Here is an 18846-nt window from a genome sequence, read left to right as displayed (position 1 = left end):
TCGGTGTAGCGACGACGGGTAATACGTTGCATGGGAACCTCCAGGTTGCGATCAAAGTATCGCTTCCTGGCGTCCGCTCTGGTGGGGCAGGTTCAGAGTACACCTAGCCGTAGTAAACCTTGGACGTCCCCTCTATCAGATACTCTTCTCGCTCATGAACCTGCCCCCGTAGATCCTATTGAAATAGCCCCGTGTCGAAACTATGACTTTTGCTATGACTGACAGAAGCTGTCCAAGCGATACCAGTGGCGTAAATAAAGGACTTCTCTTTTAACGACTGCGCCACAGGACAACACCCCGTCTGCCGGGCCAGCATTGGCCCATGACGACCTCAGCCGATCTGACCCGCCGCCTCGATAACCTGATCCGCCTCGGCATTGTGACTGCCGTCGACCCGGACGGTGTCCGCTGCCGAGTGAAAACCGGCGAGCTGGAAACCGACTGGCTGCGCTGCTTTGCCTTCCTTGCCAGCGCCCAGAAAGCCGCCGAAGCCGACTGGCAGCGCGTCCAACGCGGGACCGCCTCGCTCAGCTATACCTTCGCCAAGGGTCGGCCGGATCTGATCCCGGAGCGGACCTACTCGCTCACCGGCATCAAAACCGAGATCGCCACCATCGTCTGGCCGGGCAGTCATGTGCGGCATAGTTTTATGGCGGAGTCGTTCACGACCAGTCTGGAGCTGGAGTCGAAGCTGCCAGATTCAGAAGTTGACAAAACAGCAACCTCTTCATAAGGTTGCTAAAAGATCAACAGGGACGTTTATGCACGTCTTCAAGAAGAAGGCTTTTGTCGAAGCATGCGAGCAGTATCCCGTTAAGGCTGCCAGCATCATGGAGGTCTTCAAGGTGCTTGATCACTCAATCGCCAGAACGCCCCTGGAGCTCAGGACCACCCTTGCCTCACTGGACAATTTCACGTCTTGCAGTAGTTGGTGGGTAATAGATATTGGTGGCAATGAGATCTGTCTGATTGCGGCTATCGACTTTGCCAAACAGCGGGTCTATGTGAAGCATATTTTCAACCACACCGAATACGACAAGGCAAACAAGTGGTATCGCAACCCCAAGAACACAGGAGTCATGCCATGAGTGCTGCTGAAGCCATTAATCACGATGCCATCCACGAACTGGCGGTACGCTTGAAAGAACTACAGCAGACCTTGGAACATATGAACGGCACCCTGATCCAGGAAATCACCAACGAGGCCGAGTACGACAAAGCCCTGGCCTTGCTGGATGAACTCACCGAATCCGACGATGGGAGCAAGTCGACCGAACGGGTGATCGATATGTTGTGTGCCTCGATCAAGCGTTACGAAGACACCGCGCCCCAGTTTACCGACATCAATGAGCGGGTCAGTGCGATTAAGGGGGTAGATATACTGAAATTTCTAATGAAGCAGAACGGGCTTACAGGCTCCGATCTGCCGGAAATCGGCGATAAAACGGTTGTATCGCGTACCCTCAATAACAAACGCATCCTGAGCAGCCTGGATATCCAGCGCCTGGCCCAGCGTTTTCATCTTGACCCAGGCGCGTTCTATCCGATTGCTTGAAATGATCATGACCAATTATCGGCAATGCATGGAGTGTGGTCACCAGGGCGTCGCTGCGCAGTACCAGGCAGCAGCCAAGGTGAGCAAAGCGACAGCTACCAGGCACCTGGCCGATCTGCTGGAAAAAGGCTTGCTGCAACGGCTTCCCGGCGGAGGACGTAGTACCCGCTATCAGATAGTCGAGCGCTGAAAGCGGCCTGGCATATGCCAACCGAAAAATGTCTTCTCACACCAAAGACGGCCACTGACTTCCAGACCATTCCAGCCCTCACTGATCCAGCAAGTGATGATCTGCATGCGGCGCGTACAGCCGGCTACGATGCTGCGAAGATATCTGTACTCCATGCCATAGCACTCCAATCAATCGGGGTGGCGCTAAAGCTGACCGGCTAGAAGCCGGTGGTTCTAACCTTATGATGAAAAGTTAAACGCTCAGACAATCGGTCTCGCGTTGGACGTAATTTTGCAAGAAAATTGTTTTGCTGGTGTAAATCCAACAGCGTACATAGGAGTTGAAACTGTGAAGATTCAGGCCATTGCGGATATTGGATTGAAGTCAACCACCACCAAACGCGACAGCCTGATTGTCGCCCGCCGCGTGCTGCGCCGCCTATGTGAGCAGCGGGATGAAATCTGGGCCGAACGACGTGCCTTGCGTCGCCAGGCTGGCAAGCAGCGTACATTCCTGCCATTCACCAAGGTCGTCATTGCCAGGTTGGAGCAGCAGGCCAGCGAGCATCGCGCTGATGATCTAGATGCCATCAACCATATACTGGTTGGATATGGGCAGGCACTGTTCCACGACAGCGAAGGCTATTCCGCTGCAATGGGCTTTGACGGACTGTGCGACGCGCTCAGCATCAATGCGATAGACCGAGAGCACGCACGCCGAGAAGGTTGGTGCACCATACGCGAGCTGATAGTCGCAGGGTTGGAAGATGGAGCTTACTACTCAGGCTGTTGGAAGGATGGACCGCTGTTTAATGCCTACTTTGCCGCTATGGATGAGTTCATCCGCACCTGCCCCGATCATCTGCTGCCCGATCCGTTCGCGTCTGGTGCACAGCTCGGACCGAAGCCTACGTTGCGGATGGTATGAAGTCATGTGCCGGGCATAAGCATGTGGCCATGCCCTTCAGTTTTGTTTTGTCGTTGATGTAGAGAAGGAGCTCCACAGGCGAGCTCAAACGGGATCGGCACTCGATCCTGGATCTTGGCTGGAGATTTACCCCAGGCATAGGTGCATACGTGGCTAGCTGGATCCAAATGCCCATTGCGGACATGCAGATCTCCAATGCCAGATGCCAGACGCTAGAGGAAGTGAAGTATAAGGAGTCGGGATACAAGCCTGACCTATGATTTCAGTCATAGGCCAGACTTGTCAGTTTTCAACGCTTGGCTATGTCGGCCTGCCAAACTTGTAACTGAGCTACATGATCTGCTTCTTCTTCGGCAAATTCGGCAGCCATGCTTTTTACGTCTGGATCGTTGGCTGTTTCGGCAATTGTCCGGTAGTAGTCGTGGCTACGCTGTTCGCCGTCCAGAGCCAATGCCATGGCACCTGGAACGTCCATGAAGCCATCCACCCCAGCCCAGGCAGCCGCTTCCGGGCTGGTGCCTTCGGGCCAATCGTACTCCTCGGGAGCCAGGTTCGGCAGGTCGTGAAAACCTCCACGCTCCATGGCTTCTTTCAAGTGCAAACGGGAAAAATGAGCCATCTGCTTGAAGAATTCTGCCACCTTGGCGTCGCCTTGAGTGAGCATGGCGGCGGTCAGCTCCTCATAGCGGCGGGCTGATTCATGCTCCAATTGGATAGCATGCGCCAGGAAACGCTGAATATCGTCCATGCCTTACTCCTCAACCGAACTTGAACAGAATACCGAACCCGCCTCTGGGCCATTCCCACTCCAGATTGCCGCTGTCCTGGCAGATGATGCGGCAGGTGCCGCACTCCAGGCAGCCGTCGGTAACCAGCGTCACCTTGCCGCTGGTCTCACGAGTATAGCAACCAGCCGGGCAACAGACGGTACATTGCTTTTCGAGGCACTCGGTGCAGTGGTCGGGGTCCTTGATTTTGATGTGCGGACGGCCAGAGTCCACCCGATAACGATCCTGGAACAGCTTTTCTTCGATCTTCGACATGGTGTCCTCCTTACTCGACGGCACGCCAGAACTTGAAGGCGTCACCGATCAGCCCGAATATCGAGCGCGAAGCGATGAAGCTCTTCCTGATTTCCTTCTCCTTGGTCTTCTTGTCCACGCCGTCGACCCGAATGAGGGTCTGTGCAGCCTTGGAGAGAAGCTCTGGATACAGGGTGAAGAAGTGTTTGTTGTGGTGAAAGACTTCCGGCAGACGACGGTATTTTTTCAGGTCCTTCATGACGAAGCTGTCGTCCAGCTTGGCCTTGTACGCGGCCAGGTTGGCAGCGGTGAAGGGCTTGTTCGCGGCCTTCAGTTCGATCAGGGTCTGGGCCGCCAGCATGCCGGTGGTCATGGCCAGGTTGGAGCCTTCGCGGTGGAGACCGTTAACGAACTGGCCGGCATCTCCGGCGATCATCCAGCCATCGCCATAGACTTGGGGTATGGCGTTGTAACCACCTTCGGGAATCAGGTGGGCGGCGTATTCCTTCATTTCGCTGCCGGCGATCAAGGGTGCGATGGAAGGGTGGGCCTTCATCCGGTCCAGCAGGTCGTAGGGAGTGACCTTCTGCTCCTTGAAGTCGGAGATCATGCAACCCACGCCGAGGGTGATGGATTCCTTATTGGTGTAAAGGAATCCCGTGCCCATCATGCCGGCGCTGATGGTGCCGGCCATCTCGATGGCCACGCCTTCCTCTTCGCCGATATTGAAGCGGGACTCGATGACTTCCTGGGGCAGGAAGTGGATTTCCTTCACCGCCAGGGCCACGTTCTCGGGTTTGATTTCCGGCTGGAAACCGGCCTTCACGGCCAGGCGAGAGTTGGCGCCGTCGGCCAGGATCACCGCGTCGGCGCGGACTTCCCCACCCTGGCGGTCGGTACGCACGCCCACCACCTTGCCTTCCTCGATCAAGAGTTCGGTCACGGTGGTTTCGCAGATGGTCAGCGCGCCGGCTTCGCGAGCCTTCTTGTTGAACCACTGGTCAAAGTGGACGCGAATGATGGTGTAGCGGTTGTAGGGCGGCTTGTTGAACTCTTCCGAGCGGTAGTGAGTACCGACGTAGGAAGTGTCGTCCATCACCCAGACCCGTTGCTCGATCAGGTGGCGCTCCAGGGGTGCGTCGTCGCGGAAATCGGGAATGATCTTCTCGATGGCGTCCGCATAGAGGATGGCGCCCTGCACGTTCTTCGAGCCGGGCGTTTCACCGCGCTCGATCTGCAATACCTTGAGCCCGCCCTTGGCCAGCGTATAGGCGGCCGCGTTGCCGGCCATGCCGGCACCGACCACGATCACATCGAATTGTTCAGCCATGATGTTCTCCTGCTTAGCCGACTTTTTTCAGTTGGGACAGATGGGCCTTGAAGGCTTCGGTTAGCGCCGGAAGGATGGTCGTGGCGTTGCCGACGATACCGTAGTGGGCAAACTCGAAGATCGGCGCATGGGGGTCGGTGTTGATGGCGATGATCACGTCCGCCCCGTCCATGCCCACGCGATGCTGGATGGCACCGGAGATGCCGGCGGCAATGTAGAGCTTGGGCCGCACGGTCTTGCCGGACTGCCCCACCTGGCGATCCAGTTCGGCCCAGCCGGCCTGGACTACGGGACGCGAGGCACCCACCTCGGCACCCAGGACCTTGGCCAGGTCCCAGACCAGTTGGAAGTTCTCCGGGGTACGCAGGCCGCGGCCACCGGCGACGATGATGTCGGCGAAAGGCAGGTTGGGCTTGTCACGGGTATCGTCGGCAATGAACTCCAGCACCTTGGTGATGATGCTGTCTTCGATCATGGAGAAGGGAACCTCGATGATCTCGCCGCCGCGCGAGGCTTCAGGTTCCGGCATGGCCATCACGCGTGGGCGCACGGTGGCCATTTGCGGCCGGTGACGCTGGGTCATGATGGTACACAGCAAGGAACCGCCGAATGTCGGACGGGTGGACGCCAGGTTGCGGGTTTCCGTATCGATCACCAGTTCGGTGCAGTCGGCCACCAGGCCAGTGCCCAGCGTGGTGGCTACGGAGCCAGCCAGGTCGCGGCCCAGCGTGGTGGCGCCGAGCATGAGGATTTCCGGCTGGTAGGTGTTTACCAGGTCGGTGAGCGCCTTGGTGTAGGGCTCGTTGCGGTAATCCTGGAGCACGTCATCCTGGAGCAGGTAGCATTTGTCGGCGCCGTATTGGAACGCTTCGCCGCAGATGGCCTTGCCGCGCTCACCAGGGCCACAGATGACCACGCCGCACAGTTCCACGCCCAAGGCGTCGGCCAGTTTGCGGCCTTCGCCCAGCAGCTCCCAGGAAACCGGATGGACTTCGCCGCGTTCGCTCTCGATGCAGACCCAGACGTGGCGGTAATTGACGAAGCGCGGGTCTAGTTCGACCTTTTTCTTCGCGGATTTTTTCGGTTGTTCGCTCATTTCGTTGTCCTTACGCCCGCTTGGCGATTTCCTGTTCCAGCTTGGGATGCTGGGTGAACAGTTTGGCCAGCAGGGTCACGGCCAGGTTCTTCGGTTCGCTGTCATGTACTTCGATCATTTCGGCCCGCTTGCTGCGCGGCCGTGGGGCGAAGACCTTGCTGACCACGGTGGGGCTGCCCTTGAGGCCGATCATTTCCACCGCATCGATGCCGGCCGCTTCGCGGTTCCACACCTTGAGTTCGTGGCGGGAGGCGCGGAACAGGTCGTCCAGGTCACCGAAACGCATTTCGTTGGTGCCTTCGAGCATGGTGATCAGGCTGGGCGTGGAAGTTTTGAGCAGTTGCACACCGCCCTCGGCCCGGCGCTCCACGAGAATTTCTTTTTTCTCGGTATCCACGTCGACGATCTTGGAGACGTAGGTGAGGAGTTGGAAGTCCAGGCGCTTGGCGATGCCCGGCCCGACCTGGGCGGTATCGCCGTCGATGGTCTGCTTGCCGGTGAAGATCAGGTCGACGGGCATGTCTTCCATGATCTTGCGAATAGTGGCGCTGAGCGCATAGGAAGTAGCCAGGGTATCGGAACCGGCAAAAGCACGGTCCGAAACCAGGATGGCGTCGTCGGCACCAAACGAGAGGCACTTGCGCAGGGCCGCCTCGGCCATGGGCGGACCCATGGTGATCACGGTTACCGTACCGCCGAACTTGTCCTTGAGACGCAGGGCCTCTTCCAGCGCGAACAGGTCATAGGGGTTGATAATGGCCGGGACGCCCTGGCGCATGATGGTGTTGGTGACCGGATGTACCCGGATCTGGGCCGAGTCCGGCACCTGCTTGATGCAGACGACGCTATGCATGCTTATTGGTGCTCCAAAAGTAACAAAGAAGGATCAGTTGGCCTGATAGCGAGGTACGCTCTTGTCAACCTTGATGCAGTCGACCGGGCAGTTGATTACGCACTGGGGTTCGTCGTATTCGCCGACGCATTCGGTGCACAGATCAGGCTTGATGGCGTAGACACCACTCTTTTCATAGATGGCATCGTTCGGGCAGTCGGCTTCACAGGCAGCACAGGCGGTGCATTCGGAACCGTTGATTTTATAGGCCATGATGAAGTTTCTCCTGTTATGGGGCTAATCGGTCAGGAGAGTGTGTGCAAGTTATGTACCTGTTAAATCGGCCTTTCCTGCAAAAAAAAATCTTTATTTTTCAGATAGTTGTTTTTTTTATGTTGGTGCTATCCGAATAATGTGAATTTTTTTATGTCGTCTTTCGACTAATTTTTTCTAAATAAACATGCTTTTTTAGTCCTTGCTATATACAGCAGCTTTGCCATGGCGCCTCCAGGGCAGCAAGCAAGGTATTTGGGGGATGCGCTCACCAAGCAACGCGTACTCGTTGCACAGCCTGGTCGCCTTTCTTTGCAGAAATATGGCATGACAGTTGTCACCAGCCATCCAGTGGCAGTCTCGGTGGATTTACCTCTATACCGGCATATCTCACCGGTTTACGGATAGCGCAGTCTGCTGCCAGTCACACGTAGATGCAGGTGAAGACGCACGGACCAGCGAAAACCATTGTCTACGCTATATCTAAGTAGGTAGCCGTCCTTACCGCAGGTTGAAACAACCCTGACGGCTACCGGGGAGGAGGCCGTGGATGCTTCGCTGATACGCCGCTGGTTCCTTGCGCTGCTGTTGTCGCTGCTGTCTGCAGGGCTGACGGCGGCGCCGGCTGTGGTGGTGGAGTTGCGTGTCGATGGTGCGATCGGTCCGGCCAGCGCCGATTATCTGGTACGCGGCATGGCTCGCGCCGTGGACGAAGGGGCACAGCTGGTGGTGATCGGCATGGACACCCCAGGCGGCCTGGACACGTCGATGCGCACGATCATCAAGGCGATTCTCGCCAGCCCGATACCGGTCGCCAGCTTTGTGACTCCGGGCGGTGCCCGAGCGGCCAGTGCTGGCACTTATATCCTCTATGCCAGCCATATCGCGGCGATGACACCCGGCACCAACCTAGGCGCGGCCACGCCGGTACAGATCGGCGGTCCACCCGGCTCTCCAGCGCCGGCGGACAAACCCGCCAGGCAGGAGGACAGCAAGCCTGCCGACAGTGAAAGCGAACCGCGTACGGAGGATGCCCTGAGCCGGAAGCAGATCAACGATGCCGCTGCCTACATCCGCGGTCTGGCGGTATTGCGTGGACGCAACGCCGAGTGGGCCGAACAGGCGGTGCGCGAGGCGGTCAGTCTGACTGCCAGCGAAGCCCGCGAACTCAAGGTGATCGATTACCTGGCCAATGACACGGCCGATCTGCTCCGGCAATTGGACGGCAAGACTCTCACGGCGGGCGGTGCCGAGGTGACCCTGCAGACTGCCGGCGCGACAGTGATCAGCCATGCGCCGGACTGGCGTACGCAGTTCCTGGCAGTGATCACCAACCCCAGTATCGCCCTGCTGCTGATGATGATCGGCGTCTATGGCCTGATCTTCGAGTTTTCCAATCCGGGCAGTGGTATCGGTGGTGTGCTCGGCGGCATCTGCCTGATCCTCGCGCTGTACGCCTTGCAGCTGCTGCCGGTGAGCTATGCTGGAATCGCCTTGATCCTGCTCGGTCTTGCCTTCATGACTGCCGAAGCTTTTCTGCCGAGCTTCGGCATGCTCGGTATCGGCGGTGTGGTGGCGTTCATCTTCGGTGCCCTGATTTTGATCGATACCGATGTGCCTGGTTTCGGCATTCCGCTGTCGCTGATCGTGACCCTGGGCTTTATCAGCGCCCTGGCAATCTTTGCCATCACCAGCCTGGCCTTGCGCGCCAGACGACGCCCGCTGGTCGGCGGTGACACCGAGCTGATCGGCAGCCTGGCGCGGATCGACGCCGTGCAACCAGACAACCGGTTGAATGGTTGGGTATCGCTGCAGGGAGAAAACTGGCAAGTGCTCAGCCAGACGCCCTTGCAACCCGGTCAACAAGTGCGGGTACTGGCACGCAAGGGGTTGCAGCTCAACGTCATCGCGGCCGAGAAAACACCGCCGCAAGGAGATCCGTGATGCATTTCGAACTGAGTTTTATTGTTCTGGTGGTCCTGCTGATCGGCCTGTTGCTGTCGGCCTTCCGCATCCTGCGCGAATATCAGCGTGGCGTGGTGTTCCAGCTCGGGCGTTTCTGGCGGGTCAAGGGACCGGGGCTGGTCATCCTCATTCCGGGCTTGCAACAGATGGTGCGCGTCGACCTGCGGACCATCGTTCTGGACGTGCCCACCCAGGATGTGATCTCCCGCGACAACGTCTCGGTCAAGGTCAATGCGGTGGTGTACTTCCGCGTGATCGACCCGCAGAAGGCGATCATCCAGGTCGAAGACTACTTCGCCGCCACCAGCCAACTGGCGCAGACCACCCTGCGCGCGGTACTCGGCAAGCATGAGCTGGACGAGATGCTCGCCGAACGCGAGCGGCTCAATAGTGATATCCGGCAAGTGCTGGATGCGCAGACCGACGCCTGGGGTATCAAGGTAGCGAACGTTGAGATCAAGCACGTCGATCTCGATGAGTCGATGGTCCGCGCCATCGCTAAACAGGCCGAAGCCGAACGGGAACGGCGCGCCAAGGTGATCCACGCCGAAGGCGAACTGCAGGCCTCGGAGAAACTCATGCAGGCCGCCGAAGTTCTCAATCGTCAGTCCGGTGCCATGCAACTGCGCTACATGCAGACATTGAGCAATATCGCCGTGGACAAGAACTCGACCATCATCTTCCCGCTGCCCATCGAGCTGTTGCAAGGGCTTAACAAGCAGGCATAGGGGGCTTTGCAGCCCTGACCCTCTGGCCTGGCTTTCGTTGGATCGGTTATCGCTTTATTGGAGCGAATTGAATCCAACCCATACATGAAACCCACATCAAAGAGAGGTAACGTCATGAGTCTGTTCAGTCTGATAAAAGAGAAACTCGGTCTCGGCAAGAAAACAGAAACAACATCTCCCCAGGCAGCACCGGGAACCCCAGTAACGGAAACCGGTACAACGGCTTCGGATACAGCGCCTGCGCCTCAGGCAATCAGCCAGGTGGACGTAGTTGCCAAACTGGAAGGACTGGCGGCAAACAATCCTGAAAAGCTCAACTGGCGCACCTCTATCGTCGATCTTTTAAAGCTTCTGGGTCTCGATAGCAGTCTGTCAGCCCGTAAGGAACTGGCCACCGAACTGCATTGCCCGCAAGACAAACTGGCAGATTCGGCGCAAATGAATATATGGCTGCATAAGACGGTTATGCAGAAGCTGGCCGAAAACGGCGGCAATATACCAGCAGAGCTATTGAGCTAGAGCGCTTTCACTCTCCTTCAGCGCATGCCTGGCAACTCCGCAAGCCGCTAAAGGTTGGAGGTTGGAGGTTGGATGAAAAGCCATCCTTGCAGCCCTCCAACTGAAAGCCGATCCCTAAGCCTGTTTTGGTGAAAATACTCCAGGGTTTGTTGGCGCACCGATCAGAGGTCCGACACAAACAGTCCTCAAGGGCAGGCTCCCCATGCGGCAACAAAACCTCCTTCCCGTCCACCGCATCATCTTTATCAATACAGCCCGCTGATCTTGATAAAGATGGCAAGCAACTCTCCCACCCTTGGCTACGCTTAAGAACGCAATATTCATCATGGAGAAGATGTTTATGTTTAAAAAAGTTCTAGCGGAATTTCTTGGAACCTTCTGGTTGACATTCGGGGGATGCGGATCTGCGGTTCTAGCTGCTGCATTTCCAACGCTCGGCATTGGCTTTGCGGGTGTTGCCCTGGCTTTTGGTTTGACGGTCCTGACGATGGCCTATGCCGTCGGCCACATTTCAGGTGGACATTTCAATCCAGCCGTAACGCTAGGACTGTGGGCGGGCGGGCGTATTCCTGCCAGTTACATTACGCCGTATATCGTTGCTCAAGTCGCCGGCGCTATCGTCGCTTCTGCCGTGCTTTACTCAATTGCCATCGGTAAGCCCGATTTTGTCATTGGCGGTTTTGCCTCCAATGGTTATGGCGATCTCAGCCCGGGACACTACGGATTGTCGGCCAGCCTGATCATTGAAGTGGTCGCCACGTTCTTTTTTCTCATCGTTATCATGGGGGCCACATCTCCTCGTGCTCCAGGGGGCTTTGCTCCGATTGCCATCGGGCTGGCTCTGACGCTGATCCATCTGATTGCGATCCCGGTAACCAATACTTCCGTCAACCCGGCCCGCAGCACAGGTCCCGCTCTGTTTGCAGGAGGCGCTTATATAGAGCAGCTCTGGCTATTCTGGCTGGCTCCCATTGCCGGTGGCATTATCGGCGGTCTTGTTGCACGAGCCCTGGGTGCAGAGGAGCCATCCCGCGACAAGCCGGAGCTTGCGGCTACTCCCCAGTAATACCGGATTATCGGGAGATTGATGACTTCGGCGTCATTTGCGGATCGCCCCACCTGGCATGGCCATCGCCACTGAGCTGAGCAGTTCCGCCTGGATGATGATGGACCTTCGTTTCTTCACGATTGCTCGCCGGGAGGCATACCTACCTCCCGGCAGCAGGACATTCTTTCTACAGTCAGTTACGCATCAATCTGGCGAGTATTCGATCCAGGCTATTGGCGAAGATCTGCCTGTCCCGCTCGCCATAGGCAGCCTGGCCACCCCCTACTTGCCCCTGTTCGCGCAGATCCGTGAAAAGATTGCGTACCGCCAGACGCTCGCCCATGTTGCGTTCATCGAATTCCCGGCCACGCGGATCCAGCGCAGACACGCCTTTTTTGACCAGTCGGTCGGCCAGCGGAACATCGCTGCAGATGACCAGTTCACCGGGCATGGCATTCTCGACCAGATAATCGTCCGCTGCGTCCGGCCCGCTCGGCACAATAACCAGACGGACGCAGGCGAAAGCAGGCTTGACCTGGCTTTGCCCTGCCACCAGTACCACCTCGAACTTACGCTTGAGTGCAAACTTGATTAGTTGATCCTTTGCTCCGCGCGGACAAGCATCGGCATCGATCCACACACGCATGGTCTGTCCGCCTCTTGAATCTGAATTCATGGGCAATACGCCCCTTCGATTGATCGATCATGGCAAGAACCACCAGCTTCTCAGAGCCGCAAAAACCGCAAAGACCGGGAGAGCGGCGAGGCAGTGATCAAAGGCTCAGGCTTCCGAGCCCAGCTCGCTCTGCAACCTTTCCAGCGCCTCCAGAGCTTCCAGCCAGGCCTCTTCCAGCTCGGCCTCGCGCCCTTTGCAGGTAGCCTGCTCGGCAAGCAGCTCACGCAACTCGCCCTTTCTGGCAGCTTCGTACAACACAGCATCACCCAGGCGATTTTCCAGCGCAGCAAGCTTTTCTTGCAGGCTACCCAGCTCTTTTTCCAGCTTCTCAGCTTGCCGCTTGTGCGGGGCCAGTTGTTGACGTAGCGCAGCGGCAGCCTGACGCTGGGCACGCTTGTCGGCTACTGGAGCGCCGCCTGCCGTGGCGGCAGGCGCGGCTTGTTGCGCACGGTAATCCACCAGCCAGCGGGCATAGTCGTCAAGATCGCCGGCGAAAGGTTGAACCCGGCCAGCCGAAACCAACAGGAACTCGTCGGTAGTGCTCTTGAGCAAGTGCCGGTCATGGGAAACCACCAGCACGGCACCGGCAAAATCCTGCAAGGCCATGGTCAGGGCCAAACGCATTTCCAGATCGAGATGGTTGGTCGGCTCGTCCAGCAACAGTAGATTAGGCTTGCCCCAGGCGATCAGAGCCAGCGCCAGGCGCGCCTTCTCGCCACCAGAAAAATTGCCTACCGGCTCGTCACAGCGGTTGCCTCGAAAATCGAAGCCACCCAGAAAATCGCGCAGTACCTGTTCGCGCTCGGTCGCGGCGATACGCTGCAAGTGCAACAAGGGGCTGGCGGCAGCATCGAGTGCATCCAGTTGATGCTGGGCGAAATAGCCAACCACCAGGTTTTCTCCTCGCGTCAGGTATCCGCCAAGTGGTTGCAGTTCACCGGCCAGTGTCTTGATCAGCGTGGATTTGCCAGCGCCGTTGGGGCCAAGCAAACCAATCCGCGCACCGGGCACCAGTTGCAGTTTGACCTGTTGCAGAACGGTCTTGCCGGCATACCCCAAATGCCCTTCGGCAAGATCCAGCAACGGGCTGGATACCTTGTCAGCGTCACGAAAACTGAAATCGAACGGCGAATCCACATGTGCCGGAGCCAGTTCCTCAAGCCGTTCCAGTGCCTTGATCCTGCTCTGTGCCTGGCGAGCCTTGGTCGCCTGGGCCTTGAACCGGCGGATGAAGCTTTCCATATGCGCACGTTGCGTCTGCTGCTTTTCGTAGGCCTGCTGCTGTTGCGCCAGGCGTTCGGCACGAGTGCGCTCGAAGGCCGAGTAGCCGCCGCGATACAGCGTCAGTTTGCACTGTTCCAGGTGCACCACATGATCGACCACCGAATCGAGGAAATCGCGGTCGTGGGAGATCAGTAGCAGGGTGCCGGGATAACCTTTCAGCCAATCCTCAAGCCAGAGGATCGCATCCAGATCGAGGTGGTTGGTCGGCTCGTCCAGTAACAGCAGCTCGGAAGGACACATGAGCGCCTGGGCCAGGTTCAGGCGCATTCGCCAGCCACCGGAAAAATCGCCTACGCGCCGCTCCATCTGTTCTGTAGAAAAACCCAGGCCAGCCAATAGCTTGCGCGCTCGCGCAGCGGCACTGTAGCCGTCGGCATTGTCCAGCTCGATGTGCAGACGGGCGACGGCCGTACCGTCCTGGGCTGCTTCTGCAGCAATCAATTCGGACTGGATGCGGCGTAGCTGCTGGTCGCCATCGAGCACGTAATCCACTGCCAGCCGGTCGAGCGTAGCGACTTCCTGCTGCATGTGGGCGATACGCCAGTCGGCGGGCAGCAGACAATCACCGGCATCCGGCCCCAGCTCGCCGCGCAGCAAGGCGAACAGCGTGGATTTGCCAGCACCATTGGCACCGATCAGGCCAACTTTCTGGCCGGGATGGATAGTCAGCTCGGCGCCTTCGAGCAGGCGCTGCGGGCCACGTTGCAGGGTGAGATTCTGAAGTCGGATCATATGGCCGCGAAGTTTACCAGCTCACCCGTTCGCTCCATACGATCTGCATGGAAAAACCTTCCAGCCGGTGGTCAGTGGTCTTGCCGATGGTGAGCAGCAGGCAGTTATTCGCTCGGGCTGTCCTGAGGCGGAGTTGCTTTCGGTTTGGCCACGCGCCGGGAGTTGATCGGGGACGTGCCGGATCGGCTTCGCGAACGCACTGGCTTGGTCGGCTCGGTGGGCACTTGAACTTCGATTTTCTCGACTGGAGCCTCGACAGCCTTGGACCGGGAGATACGCGCAGTCGTCGGCCGGGTCTTGCCCGGAGTCGCCGCCTGGGCCTTGCGAGACGGTGCCTTCACCACGGGCGGACGTTTGGATGCGGTCAAGGCCTCATGGGCAGCACGCTCCACATCGCTAATACCCTTGGCCAGTTCCAGGCTCCGCGCGGAATCCGATTTGAGTTTGTCCACATAGGCCAATAGCTCGTTCTGGCGGTATTGCAACAAGTGCAACGACTCATCCAGCTCATCGAAGAGCAGTTGCGCTTTGGCGTGGGCCTTGGATTTGCCCGCAGCCGCTGCCTCATCCAGCCGAGTGCGCGCCTTGGATAATTTTTTCTGGACTTTACCTCTTTCCTTCTCCAAGTCACCGAGCAAGATGCTGGCTTGCTTATCAGCCTTTGCACAAGCCTTTTCCAGATGCTCGACGAGGCTGGCAGACATTTGCTGAAGCAGATTCAGGGGAGACACGGACGAAGCTCTCTTACTGGACATTGTGCAAACCTGGTGGGTGAGAAGGGTGACGTCTACAAGATTAGATCGGCTGACTGCAGGCCTGCAGATATAAAATCTGCAAGCCCGCCGTTACCATAAAGCCATGGCCTGGAATCAGGCGGCCGTCACTGGCTGCTCGTGAGCGGTGTGAAGCACTTCGATCAGGCAGTCTTCCAGCTCGAAGCGCTCGAGCAAATGCTGGCCAAGGCGCCGGAAATCCTCGGTCAGCGTCGGGCGGCTGCAGCAATCGCCATTAGTGCAGTGATCGTTGAAGGAAAGAACCATCCTGGTGATGACCTGGATGCGTGGATAGATCTGGCTGGCCAGTTCGAGGGCACGCCGATCATCGAAGGCCTCGGCTTCCTTGATCAGGTGTTCATAGATTTCGAAGTGACCGGCCGAGCAATAGTCCAGCAGCAATTCGCAGAACTCCTGCAGCGGCTGAGGCCCTGCATTGCCTGGGTCGTCTTGCAGTGCGACATAGGTTCTGATGAGCTCATAGCGATCCTGCAACCAGCGATCGATCAGAAGATGCACGCCTCCCCAGCGTTCCTGAGCATTTCGACAGATCTCGAGCATGATGACATCACCTCCCTAATTATTGGTTTCAGCAAATCCTTCCGAGATGGTTTTCCCGTCGTCGTACAGACATAAGCCTTGATGAGAAGCGACGCTGACACTCCATGGACGCCATTGGGTCAGGCTATTCTGCCTGAGCGGCAGCGGCAACCTGATATTGATGACAATTTCCCCAGCGGTAAAGACAGGATGCCGCAGCACCGGCTATCCACTGACCGCAAAAGCGCAACGGGAGTCCGCAGCAGGTTCAATCGGTCCGGGAAAACTGCCAACTGCCCAGTGTGATCAAGCCGATGAAAAAGATCAGGCACCATTCAGGCAGCGTCAACCCCAGAAAGCTCCAGCCGACATCGGCGCAGTCGGCGGTGCCATGCAGAACAAGGCGGATGATTTCCTGGAACGGCAGTGCTTCCAGCATGTATTCCAGACTGGGCAGACAGCTCGGCAACTCTTCCGGCGGGATGCCCTGCAGCCAGATCTGCCGCAACGCGGCAATACTACCGAGCAGGGCAAAGAGTAAGGCCAGGGTCGAATACACCCGGCGACCGGTACGTGCCGGATTCTGGATAGCCCCCAGCAGGCAGATCAGGCCGGCGCCGATCACACAGACACGCTGGACGATACACAGAGGGCATGGCGCAAGGCCGACGACGTGCTCGAGATAAAGAGCCGCGGCCATGCTCAGCGCACATCCAAGGAAAGCGATAAGGAAAATCGAACGAGGGCTGCCCAGGCTCATGAAAGCTCCGCATTGGCACGAAAAATCGCTACGGTAGAGAAAGCGGAAAAACCTGGCAAGAACCGGGTACGCCACACCGAGGCCGCCGTGTCCAAACTGGACGACATGACGGCCTCGGATTCTTTACCGCACAGGAGCAGGCAGGCTCCGATCTGCCGGTTCGAGGCTTTCTTGGAACAATTTGTTGCTGCGTTCGATATCGCCCTGCCGCGCGAACAGGCAAGCCAGCTCAATGCAAGTCTCGGGACGATGGGTAATACGCAGGCTTTGCTCGAAATAATCGCGGGCCTTGTCCAGTTGCCCATTGCGTAGACTCAAGCGCCCGAGGGCCAACAGCAGTACGGGATCGTCCGCATGAGTCTTCAACCAGCCCTCGGCCTGAGCCTGTTGCTGGGCTGGATCGATGCCCTTGACACGTCCGAACAGGTCGACCAGGACCGGTTCGTAGTGGCGTCGAATGGACTCGTATAGCAGCTCCCGAGCCTTTTCCTCGGCACCCAGCACGTAGAGGCCATTGGCATAGGATGCAATCAGGAGCGTTTCACCGCGCAAGGAGGAAGGCATGTCCTGCCAGCGTTGCTGCAATTTGCGCAGCACTTCCTCGCGATCAGCGGGCTCATGCGCAGTCCGCTCCAGTTCCGCAGTCCAGGCCAGACGCTCCAGTTCGTCCTGCCGGGCGCTCGGCAGAATGCGTTGCTTGCGTAGATCAGGTAACAGATGGCAAAGCGGCCCCCACTCCTTCAACTGGACATGCAATTGCTGCAACAGCAGCATGACCTGTGACTGTCGTGGAAATTGCAGATGCAGATCATCCAGGGTCTTGCGCGCCTCGCTGTGGTCGCCCCGCTCCATCAGCAATTGAGCCTTGCTCAGGCCGACGGCCAGGGTCGCGGCGGGCTCACGCTTCAGAGCCTTGACCAGCAATTCGTCGCATTGCTCGTATTGACGCATTTCGTTGGCCGCACGGGCCGCTCCGAGGTAATGTACCAGAGGCCGCTGGTCGTAATCGGCAGCCACACGCAAATGGCCCAATGCACGATCCCAACGCCCTTCGGCAAGCTCGCGCTGACCGTGAAGCGAAGCCTTCACCAGCCGCCGTTCGCGAAAACGGCGCGACCAGGGGTTGAAGAACGAGCTCGAAAACAGCATCAACCCCAGCGAGCGACGCACTAGTACCATGATCAGCCAGAGCGCGAAGAGTAACCCGACGAATATCCACAGGGTCGATTCGTAGCGGAAGTGATCGTAGGTCAGCAGAACATAACCGGGACTGCGCATGAGCGCCCAGACGAGACCGGCTGCAATGGCGACGAGAAGGATCAGGTAGAACGCCAGGCGCTTCATGTCCGTGCACCCTCTTTTAGCAGAGCCTGCTTGGGCATCCTGGCGACTTGTTTGTCCTGCCTGCTTTCCCGGGTCGATGACGTTACTGGCGCTTTGGGTTTCTTCTCACCTTCTTCCGGCTTCACACCCTTGGCAGCTTTCTCGCGCTCGGCGATATAGGCTTCGAGTGCTCGCAGCGAAGGCGTCAGGTCGGGCATCGTGGCAGTAATCTGGCGCTCGGATAACGCCTGGATACGCTCGGCAAGCGCTTTGCTCTCCAGGTCGTCGGCATTGAAATAATCCGCTAGCAGCGCATGGGCCTGGCCCAGGGATTGCTGATAGACTTCTGTATTGCCGTTGAGTACGGCCCACTGCGCCTGCTCGATCGCCAGCGCCAGGGCAAGGCGTACTTGACCCAGGCTCTGTCCCGCCAGCAAGGGTTTGACGTTATTCACCGCGTCGAGATCGATACGCACGTAGCGGGCCACTTCGTTCAGCCAATGCTGCCAGCGGGTTTCGTCCGCCGGTTCGGCCTTGGCCTCGGTCAGGTGGAATTGCGGAGCCATGGCCGTCAGCTGGCTGCTCAGGCCGCGCAGCGCGCCCAGTTGCAGGAACAATCCAGTGCGGTCCAGGTTCGGCAGGCTGCGCAGAGCTTCCAGGCTATCCATCAGCTTTTCGCGTGCAGCGTAGGCACCTGGGTCGTCCTGTTTCTGCAGGATCAGGTCGGATTCGTTGAGCAAGGCGATGGCGCTTTTCACATCCTGCATGGCCGACAGTCGCAGCATGGCCATACGCAACAGATGCTCGGCCTCGGCCAGGCGCCAGTCTTCACGACTCGCCCCCAGGACACGCTCCACACGGGTGGAAAGCCGCTGCTGCTCGCTCTGCAGCGTGGCCAGCAGGCGGCGACGCTCATCGAGTTCCTCGACCGACGGGAAGCGATCCAGGCGCGAGGTCAGTTGGCGTTCCTGGCTGGCCAATTGCTGAGCCTGTTGGGAAATCCCCTGCAGTTTCTGGATCTGCTCCTGCTGCGCATTGATGCGCTTGAGTTGCCCCTGTTGCAGCCAGAAGGTGTATCCAGCCGCTCCGGCACCGGCCAGCCCAATCAGAATCGCCAGCGAGGCCAAGACTTTGCCGCCACTACCGGAATGGCCAGGGCCTCCATTGGAACCGTTCGAAGACGGCCTGCCCTTGCTGTTTCGCAGCGGCGGTGGCGGTGGCGCGGGGTTGCCGACCGCTGGGTCTTTCTGCAGTTTATTTTGAGTGTCTGCTTCGCTCATGTTTCCATCCT

21 protein-coding genes and 1 pseudogene are annotated in these 18846 nt (G+C 58.2%); 9 read left to right on the top strand and 13 right to left on the bottom strand.

Annotated elements, in window-relative coordinates; translation table 11 throughout:
* Positions 1–322: 322 nt before the first annotated feature.
* The 5 genes and pseudogenes from FHR87_RS19655 to FHR87_RS13415 all read left to right on the top strand — a co-directional run bounded on the left by FHR87_RS19655 (position 323) and on the right by FHR87_RS13415 (position 2654).
* Positions 323–733 carry a phage baseplate assembly protein V gene (locus tag FHR87_RS19655; RefSeq protein WP_183167234.1) on the top strand — a complete coding sequence of 137 codons (411 nt, stop codon included), beginning with the start codon at positions 323–325 and terminating at the stop codon, positions 731–733.
* A gap of 28 nt (positions 734–761) precedes the next feature.
* Positions 762–1088 carry a type II toxin-antitoxin system HigB family toxin gene (locus tag FHR87_RS13430; RefSeq protein ID WP_183167233.1) on the top strand — a complete coding sequence of 109 codons (327 nt, stop codon included), beginning with the start codon at positions 762–764 and terminating at the stop codon, positions 1086–1088.
* Complete coding sequence (locus FHR87_RS13425) at positions 1085–1555, top strand: helix-turn-helix domain-containing protein (protein ID WP_183167232.1); 471 nt, start codon at positions 1085–1087, stop codon at positions 1553–1555. Before FHR87_RS13430 ends, FHR87_RS13425 begins: the two co-directional genes overlap by 4 nt.
* Positions 1556–1607: 52 nt before the next feature.
* Positions 1608–1745 (top strand): annotated as a pseudogene (locus FHR87_RS13420) (DUF4172 domain-containing protein); the annotation flags it as partial.
* A gap of 330 nt (positions 1746–2075) precedes the next feature.
* Complete coding sequence (locus FHR87_RS13415; protein WP_183167231.1) at positions 2076–2654, top strand: hypothetical protein; 579 nt, start codon at positions 2076–2078, stop codon at positions 2652–2654.
* Positions 2655–2943: 289 nt separating this feature from the next.
* Here FHR87_RS13415 and FHR87_RS13410 read toward each other — a convergent pair whose 3' ends face one another.
* From FHR87_RS13410 to FHR87_RS13385, 6 genes are read right to left on the bottom strand one after another with little or no spacing between them, the layout of a single operon-like run.
* Complete coding sequence (locus tag FHR87_RS13410) at positions 2944–3402, bottom strand: ferritin-like domain-containing protein (RefSeq protein WP_183167230.1); 459 nt, start codon at positions 3400–3402, stop codon at positions 2944–2946.
* A 10-nt stretch (positions 3403–3412) separates the two neighbouring features.
* Positions 3413–3697, bottom strand: a complete 285-nt coding sequence (locus tag FHR87_RS13405; RefSeq protein ID WP_183167229.1) for a ferredoxin family protein — start codon at positions 3695–3697, stop codon at positions 3413–3415.
* A 10-nt stretch (positions 3698–3707) separates the two neighbouring features.
* Positions 3708–5006, bottom strand: coding sequence for an FAD-dependent oxidoreductase (locus FHR87_RS13400; protein WP_183167228.1), 1299 nt, complete (start codon positions 5004–5006; stop codon positions 3708–3710).
* 13 nt (positions 5007–5019) lie between these two features.
* The gene (locus FHR87_RS13395) at positions 5020–6102 is read right to left on the bottom strand and encodes an electron transfer flavoprotein subunit alpha/FixB family protein (protein WP_183167227.1); all 1083 of its coding nucleotides are present in this window, start codon (positions 6100–6102) and stop codon (positions 5020–5022) included.
* 10 nt (positions 6103–6112) lie between these two features.
* Positions 6113–6955 (bottom strand): electron transfer flavoprotein subunit beta/FixA family protein, encoded by an 843-nt coding sequence (locus FHR87_RS13390; protein WP_183167226.1) that lies wholly within the window; start codon positions 6953–6955, stop codon positions 6113–6115.
* Between the two features lie 33 nt (positions 6956–6988).
* Positions 6989–7207 (bottom strand): 4Fe-4S binding protein, encoded by a 219-nt coding sequence (locus FHR87_RS13385; RefSeq protein ID WP_183167225.1) that lies wholly within the window; start codon positions 7205–7207, stop codon positions 6989–6991.
* Positions 7208–7753: 546 nt separating this feature from the next.
* Between FHR87_RS13385 and FHR87_RS13380 the strand changes: the two genes are divergently transcribed.
* The 4 genes from FHR87_RS13380 to aqpZ all read left to right on the top strand — a co-directional run bounded on the left by FHR87_RS13380 (position 7754) and on the right by aqpZ (position 11485).
* Positions 7754–9151, top strand: coding sequence for an NfeD family protein (locus FHR87_RS13380; RefSeq protein WP_338021254.1), 1398 nt, complete (start codon positions 7754–7756; stop codon positions 9149–9151).
* The gene (locus tag FHR87_RS13375; protein ID WP_183167224.1) at positions 9151–9900 is read left to right on the top strand and encodes a slipin family protein; all 750 of its coding nucleotides are present in this window, start codon (positions 9151–9153) and stop codon (positions 9898–9900) included. Before FHR87_RS13380 ends, FHR87_RS13375 begins: the two co-directional genes overlap by 1 nt.
* Positions 9901–10014: 114 nt before the next feature.
* Positions 10015–10419, top strand: a complete 405-nt coding sequence (locus FHR87_RS13370) for a DUF3597 domain-containing protein (RefSeq protein ID WP_183167242.1) — start codon at positions 10015–10017, stop codon at positions 10417–10419.
* A gap of 334 nt (positions 10420–10753) precedes the next feature.
* Positions 10754–11485 (top strand): aquaporin Z, encoded by a 732-nt coding sequence (gene aqpZ / locus FHR87_RS13365; RefSeq protein WP_246336038.1) that lies wholly within the window; start codon positions 10754–10756, stop codon positions 11483–11485.
* A gap of 175 nt (positions 11486–11660) precedes the next feature.
* Here the strand turns inward: aqpZ and FHR87_RS13360 are convergent, their stop codons facing one another.
* The 7 genes from FHR87_RS13360 to FHR87_RS13330 form a co-directional block, all read right to left on the bottom strand.
* Positions 11661–12113 (bottom strand): YaiI/YqxD family protein, encoded by a 453-nt coding sequence (locus tag FHR87_RS13360; RefSeq protein ID WP_183167223.1) that lies wholly within the window; start codon positions 12111–12113, stop codon positions 11661–11663.
* A gap of 135 nt (positions 12114–12248) precedes the next feature.
* Positions 12249–14159, bottom strand: a complete 1911-nt coding sequence (abc-f, locus tag FHR87_RS13355) for a ribosomal protection-like ABC-F family protein (RefSeq protein ID WP_183167222.1) — start codon at positions 14157–14159, stop codon at positions 12249–12251.
* 104 nt (positions 14160–14263) lie between these two features.
* Positions 14264–14914, bottom strand: a complete 651-nt coding sequence (locus FHR87_RS13350; protein ID WP_275944080.1) for an AlgP family protein — start codon at positions 14912–14914, stop codon at positions 14264–14266.
* 114 nt (positions 14915–15028) lie between these two features.
* Positions 15029–15493 carry a sigma D regulator gene (gene rsd / locus FHR87_RS13345; RefSeq protein WP_183167220.1) on the bottom strand — a complete coding sequence of 155 codons (465 nt, stop codon included), beginning with the start codon at positions 15491–15493 and terminating at the stop codon, positions 15029–15031.
* A 247-nt stretch (positions 15494–15740) separates the two neighbouring features.
* Positions 15741–16232 carry a disulfide bond formation protein B gene (locus FHR87_RS13340; RefSeq protein ID WP_183167219.1) on the bottom strand — a complete coding sequence of 164 codons (492 nt, stop codon included), beginning with the start codon at positions 16230–16232 and terminating at the stop codon, positions 15741–15743.
* A gap of 123 nt (positions 16233–16355) precedes the next feature.
* Complete coding sequence (locus FHR87_RS13335; RefSeq protein WP_183167218.1) at positions 16356–17576, bottom strand: heme biosynthesis HemY N-terminal domain-containing protein; 1221 nt, start codon at positions 17574–17576, stop codon at positions 16356–16358.
* Positions 17573–18835, bottom strand: coding sequence for a uroporphyrinogen-III C-methyltransferase (locus tag FHR87_RS13330; RefSeq protein WP_183167217.1), 1263 nt, complete (start codon positions 18833–18835; stop codon positions 17573–17575). Before FHR87_RS13330 ends, FHR87_RS13335 begins: the two co-directional genes overlap by 4 nt.
* Positions 18836–18846 lie beyond the last annotated feature (11 nt).

Source organism: Azomonas macrocytogenes, from assembly GCF_014191985.1.
In the GTDB taxonomy this organism is placed as follows: Bacteria; Pseudomonadota; Gammaproteobacteria; order Pseudomonadales; family Pseudomonadaceae; genus Azomonas; species Azomonas macrocytogenes.
Note: the sequence above shows the minus strand (reverse complement) of the source record. Positions and strands in the feature narration are given on the sequence as shown.

Bases quoted from the DNA above. Each gene is read 5' to 3' on its own strand.
- FHR87_RS13405 (WP_183167229.1), bottom strand. From the start codon at position 3,697: ATGTCGAAGATCGAAGAAAAGCTGTTCCAGGATCGTTATCGGGTGGAC.
- abc-f (WP_183167222.1), bottom strand. From the start codon at position 14,159: ATGATCCGACTTCAGAATCTCACCCTGCAACGTGGCCCGCAGCGCCTG.
- FHR87_RS13350 (WP_275944080.1), bottom strand. From the start codon at position 14,914: ATGTCCAGTAAGAGAGCTTCGTCCGTGTCTCCCCTGAATCTGCTTCAG.
- FHR87_RS13360 (WP_183167223.1), bottom strand. From the start codon at position 12,113: ATGCGTGTGTGGATCGATGCCGATGCTTGTCCGCGCGGAGCAAAGGAT.
- FHR87_RS19655 (WP_183167234.1), top strand. From the start codon at position 323: ATGACGACCTCAGCCGATCTGACCCGCCGCCTCGATAACCTGATCCGC.
- FHR87_RS13425 (WP_183167232.1), top strand. From the start codon at position 1,085: ATGAGTGCTGCTGAAGCCATTAATCACGATGCCATCCACGAACTGGCG.
- FHR87_RS13385 (WP_183167225.1), bottom strand. From the start codon at position 7,207: ATGGCCTATAAAATCAACGGTTCCGAATGCACCGCCTGTGCTGCCTGT.
- FHR87_RS13370 (WP_183167242.1), top strand. From the start codon at position 10,015: ATGAGTCTGTTCAGTCTGATAAAAGAGAAACTCGGTCTCGGCAAGAAA.
- FHR87_RS13375 (WP_183167224.1), top strand. From the start codon at position 9,151: ATGCATTTCGAACTGAGTTTTATTGTTCTGGTGGTCCTGCTGATCGGC.
- FHR87_RS13430 (WP_183167233.1), top strand. From the start codon at position 762: ATGCACGTCTTCAAGAAGAAGGCTTTTGTCGAAGCATGCGAGCAGTAT.
- FHR87_RS13340 (WP_183167219.1), bottom strand. From the start codon at position 16,232: ATGAGCCTGGGCAGCCCTCGTTCGATTTTCCTTATCGCTTTCCTTGGA.
- rsd (WP_183167220.1), bottom strand. From the start codon at position 15,493: ATGCTCGAGATCTGTCGAAATGCTCAGGAACGCTGGGGAGGCGTGCAT.
- FHR87_RS13335 (WP_183167218.1), bottom strand. From the start codon at position 17,576: ATGAAGCGCCTGGCGTTCTACCTGATCCTTCTCGTCGCCATTGCAGCC.
- aqpZ (WP_246336038.1), top strand. From the start codon at position 10,754: ATGTTTATGTTTAAAAAAGTTCTAGCGGAATTTCTTGGAACCTTCTGG.
- FHR87_RS13390 (WP_183167226.1), bottom strand. From the start codon at position 6,955: ATGCATAGCGTCGTCTGCATCAAGCAGGTGCCGGACTCGGCCCAGATC.
- FHR87_RS13395 (WP_183167227.1), bottom strand. From the start codon at position 6,102: ATGAGCGAACAACCGAAAAAATCCGCGAAGAAAAAGGTCGAACTAGAC.
- FHR87_RS13410 (WP_183167230.1), bottom strand. From the start codon at position 3,402: ATGGACGATATTCAGCGTTTCCTGGCGCATGCTATCCAATTGGAGCAT.
- FHR87_RS13330 (WP_183167217.1), bottom strand. From the start codon at position 18,835: ATGAGCGAAGCAGACACTCAAAATAAACTGCAGAAAGACCCAGCGGTC.
- FHR87_RS13400 (WP_183167228.1), bottom strand. From the start codon at position 5,006: ATGGCTGAACAATTCGATGTGATCGTGGTCGGTGCCGGCATGGCCGGC.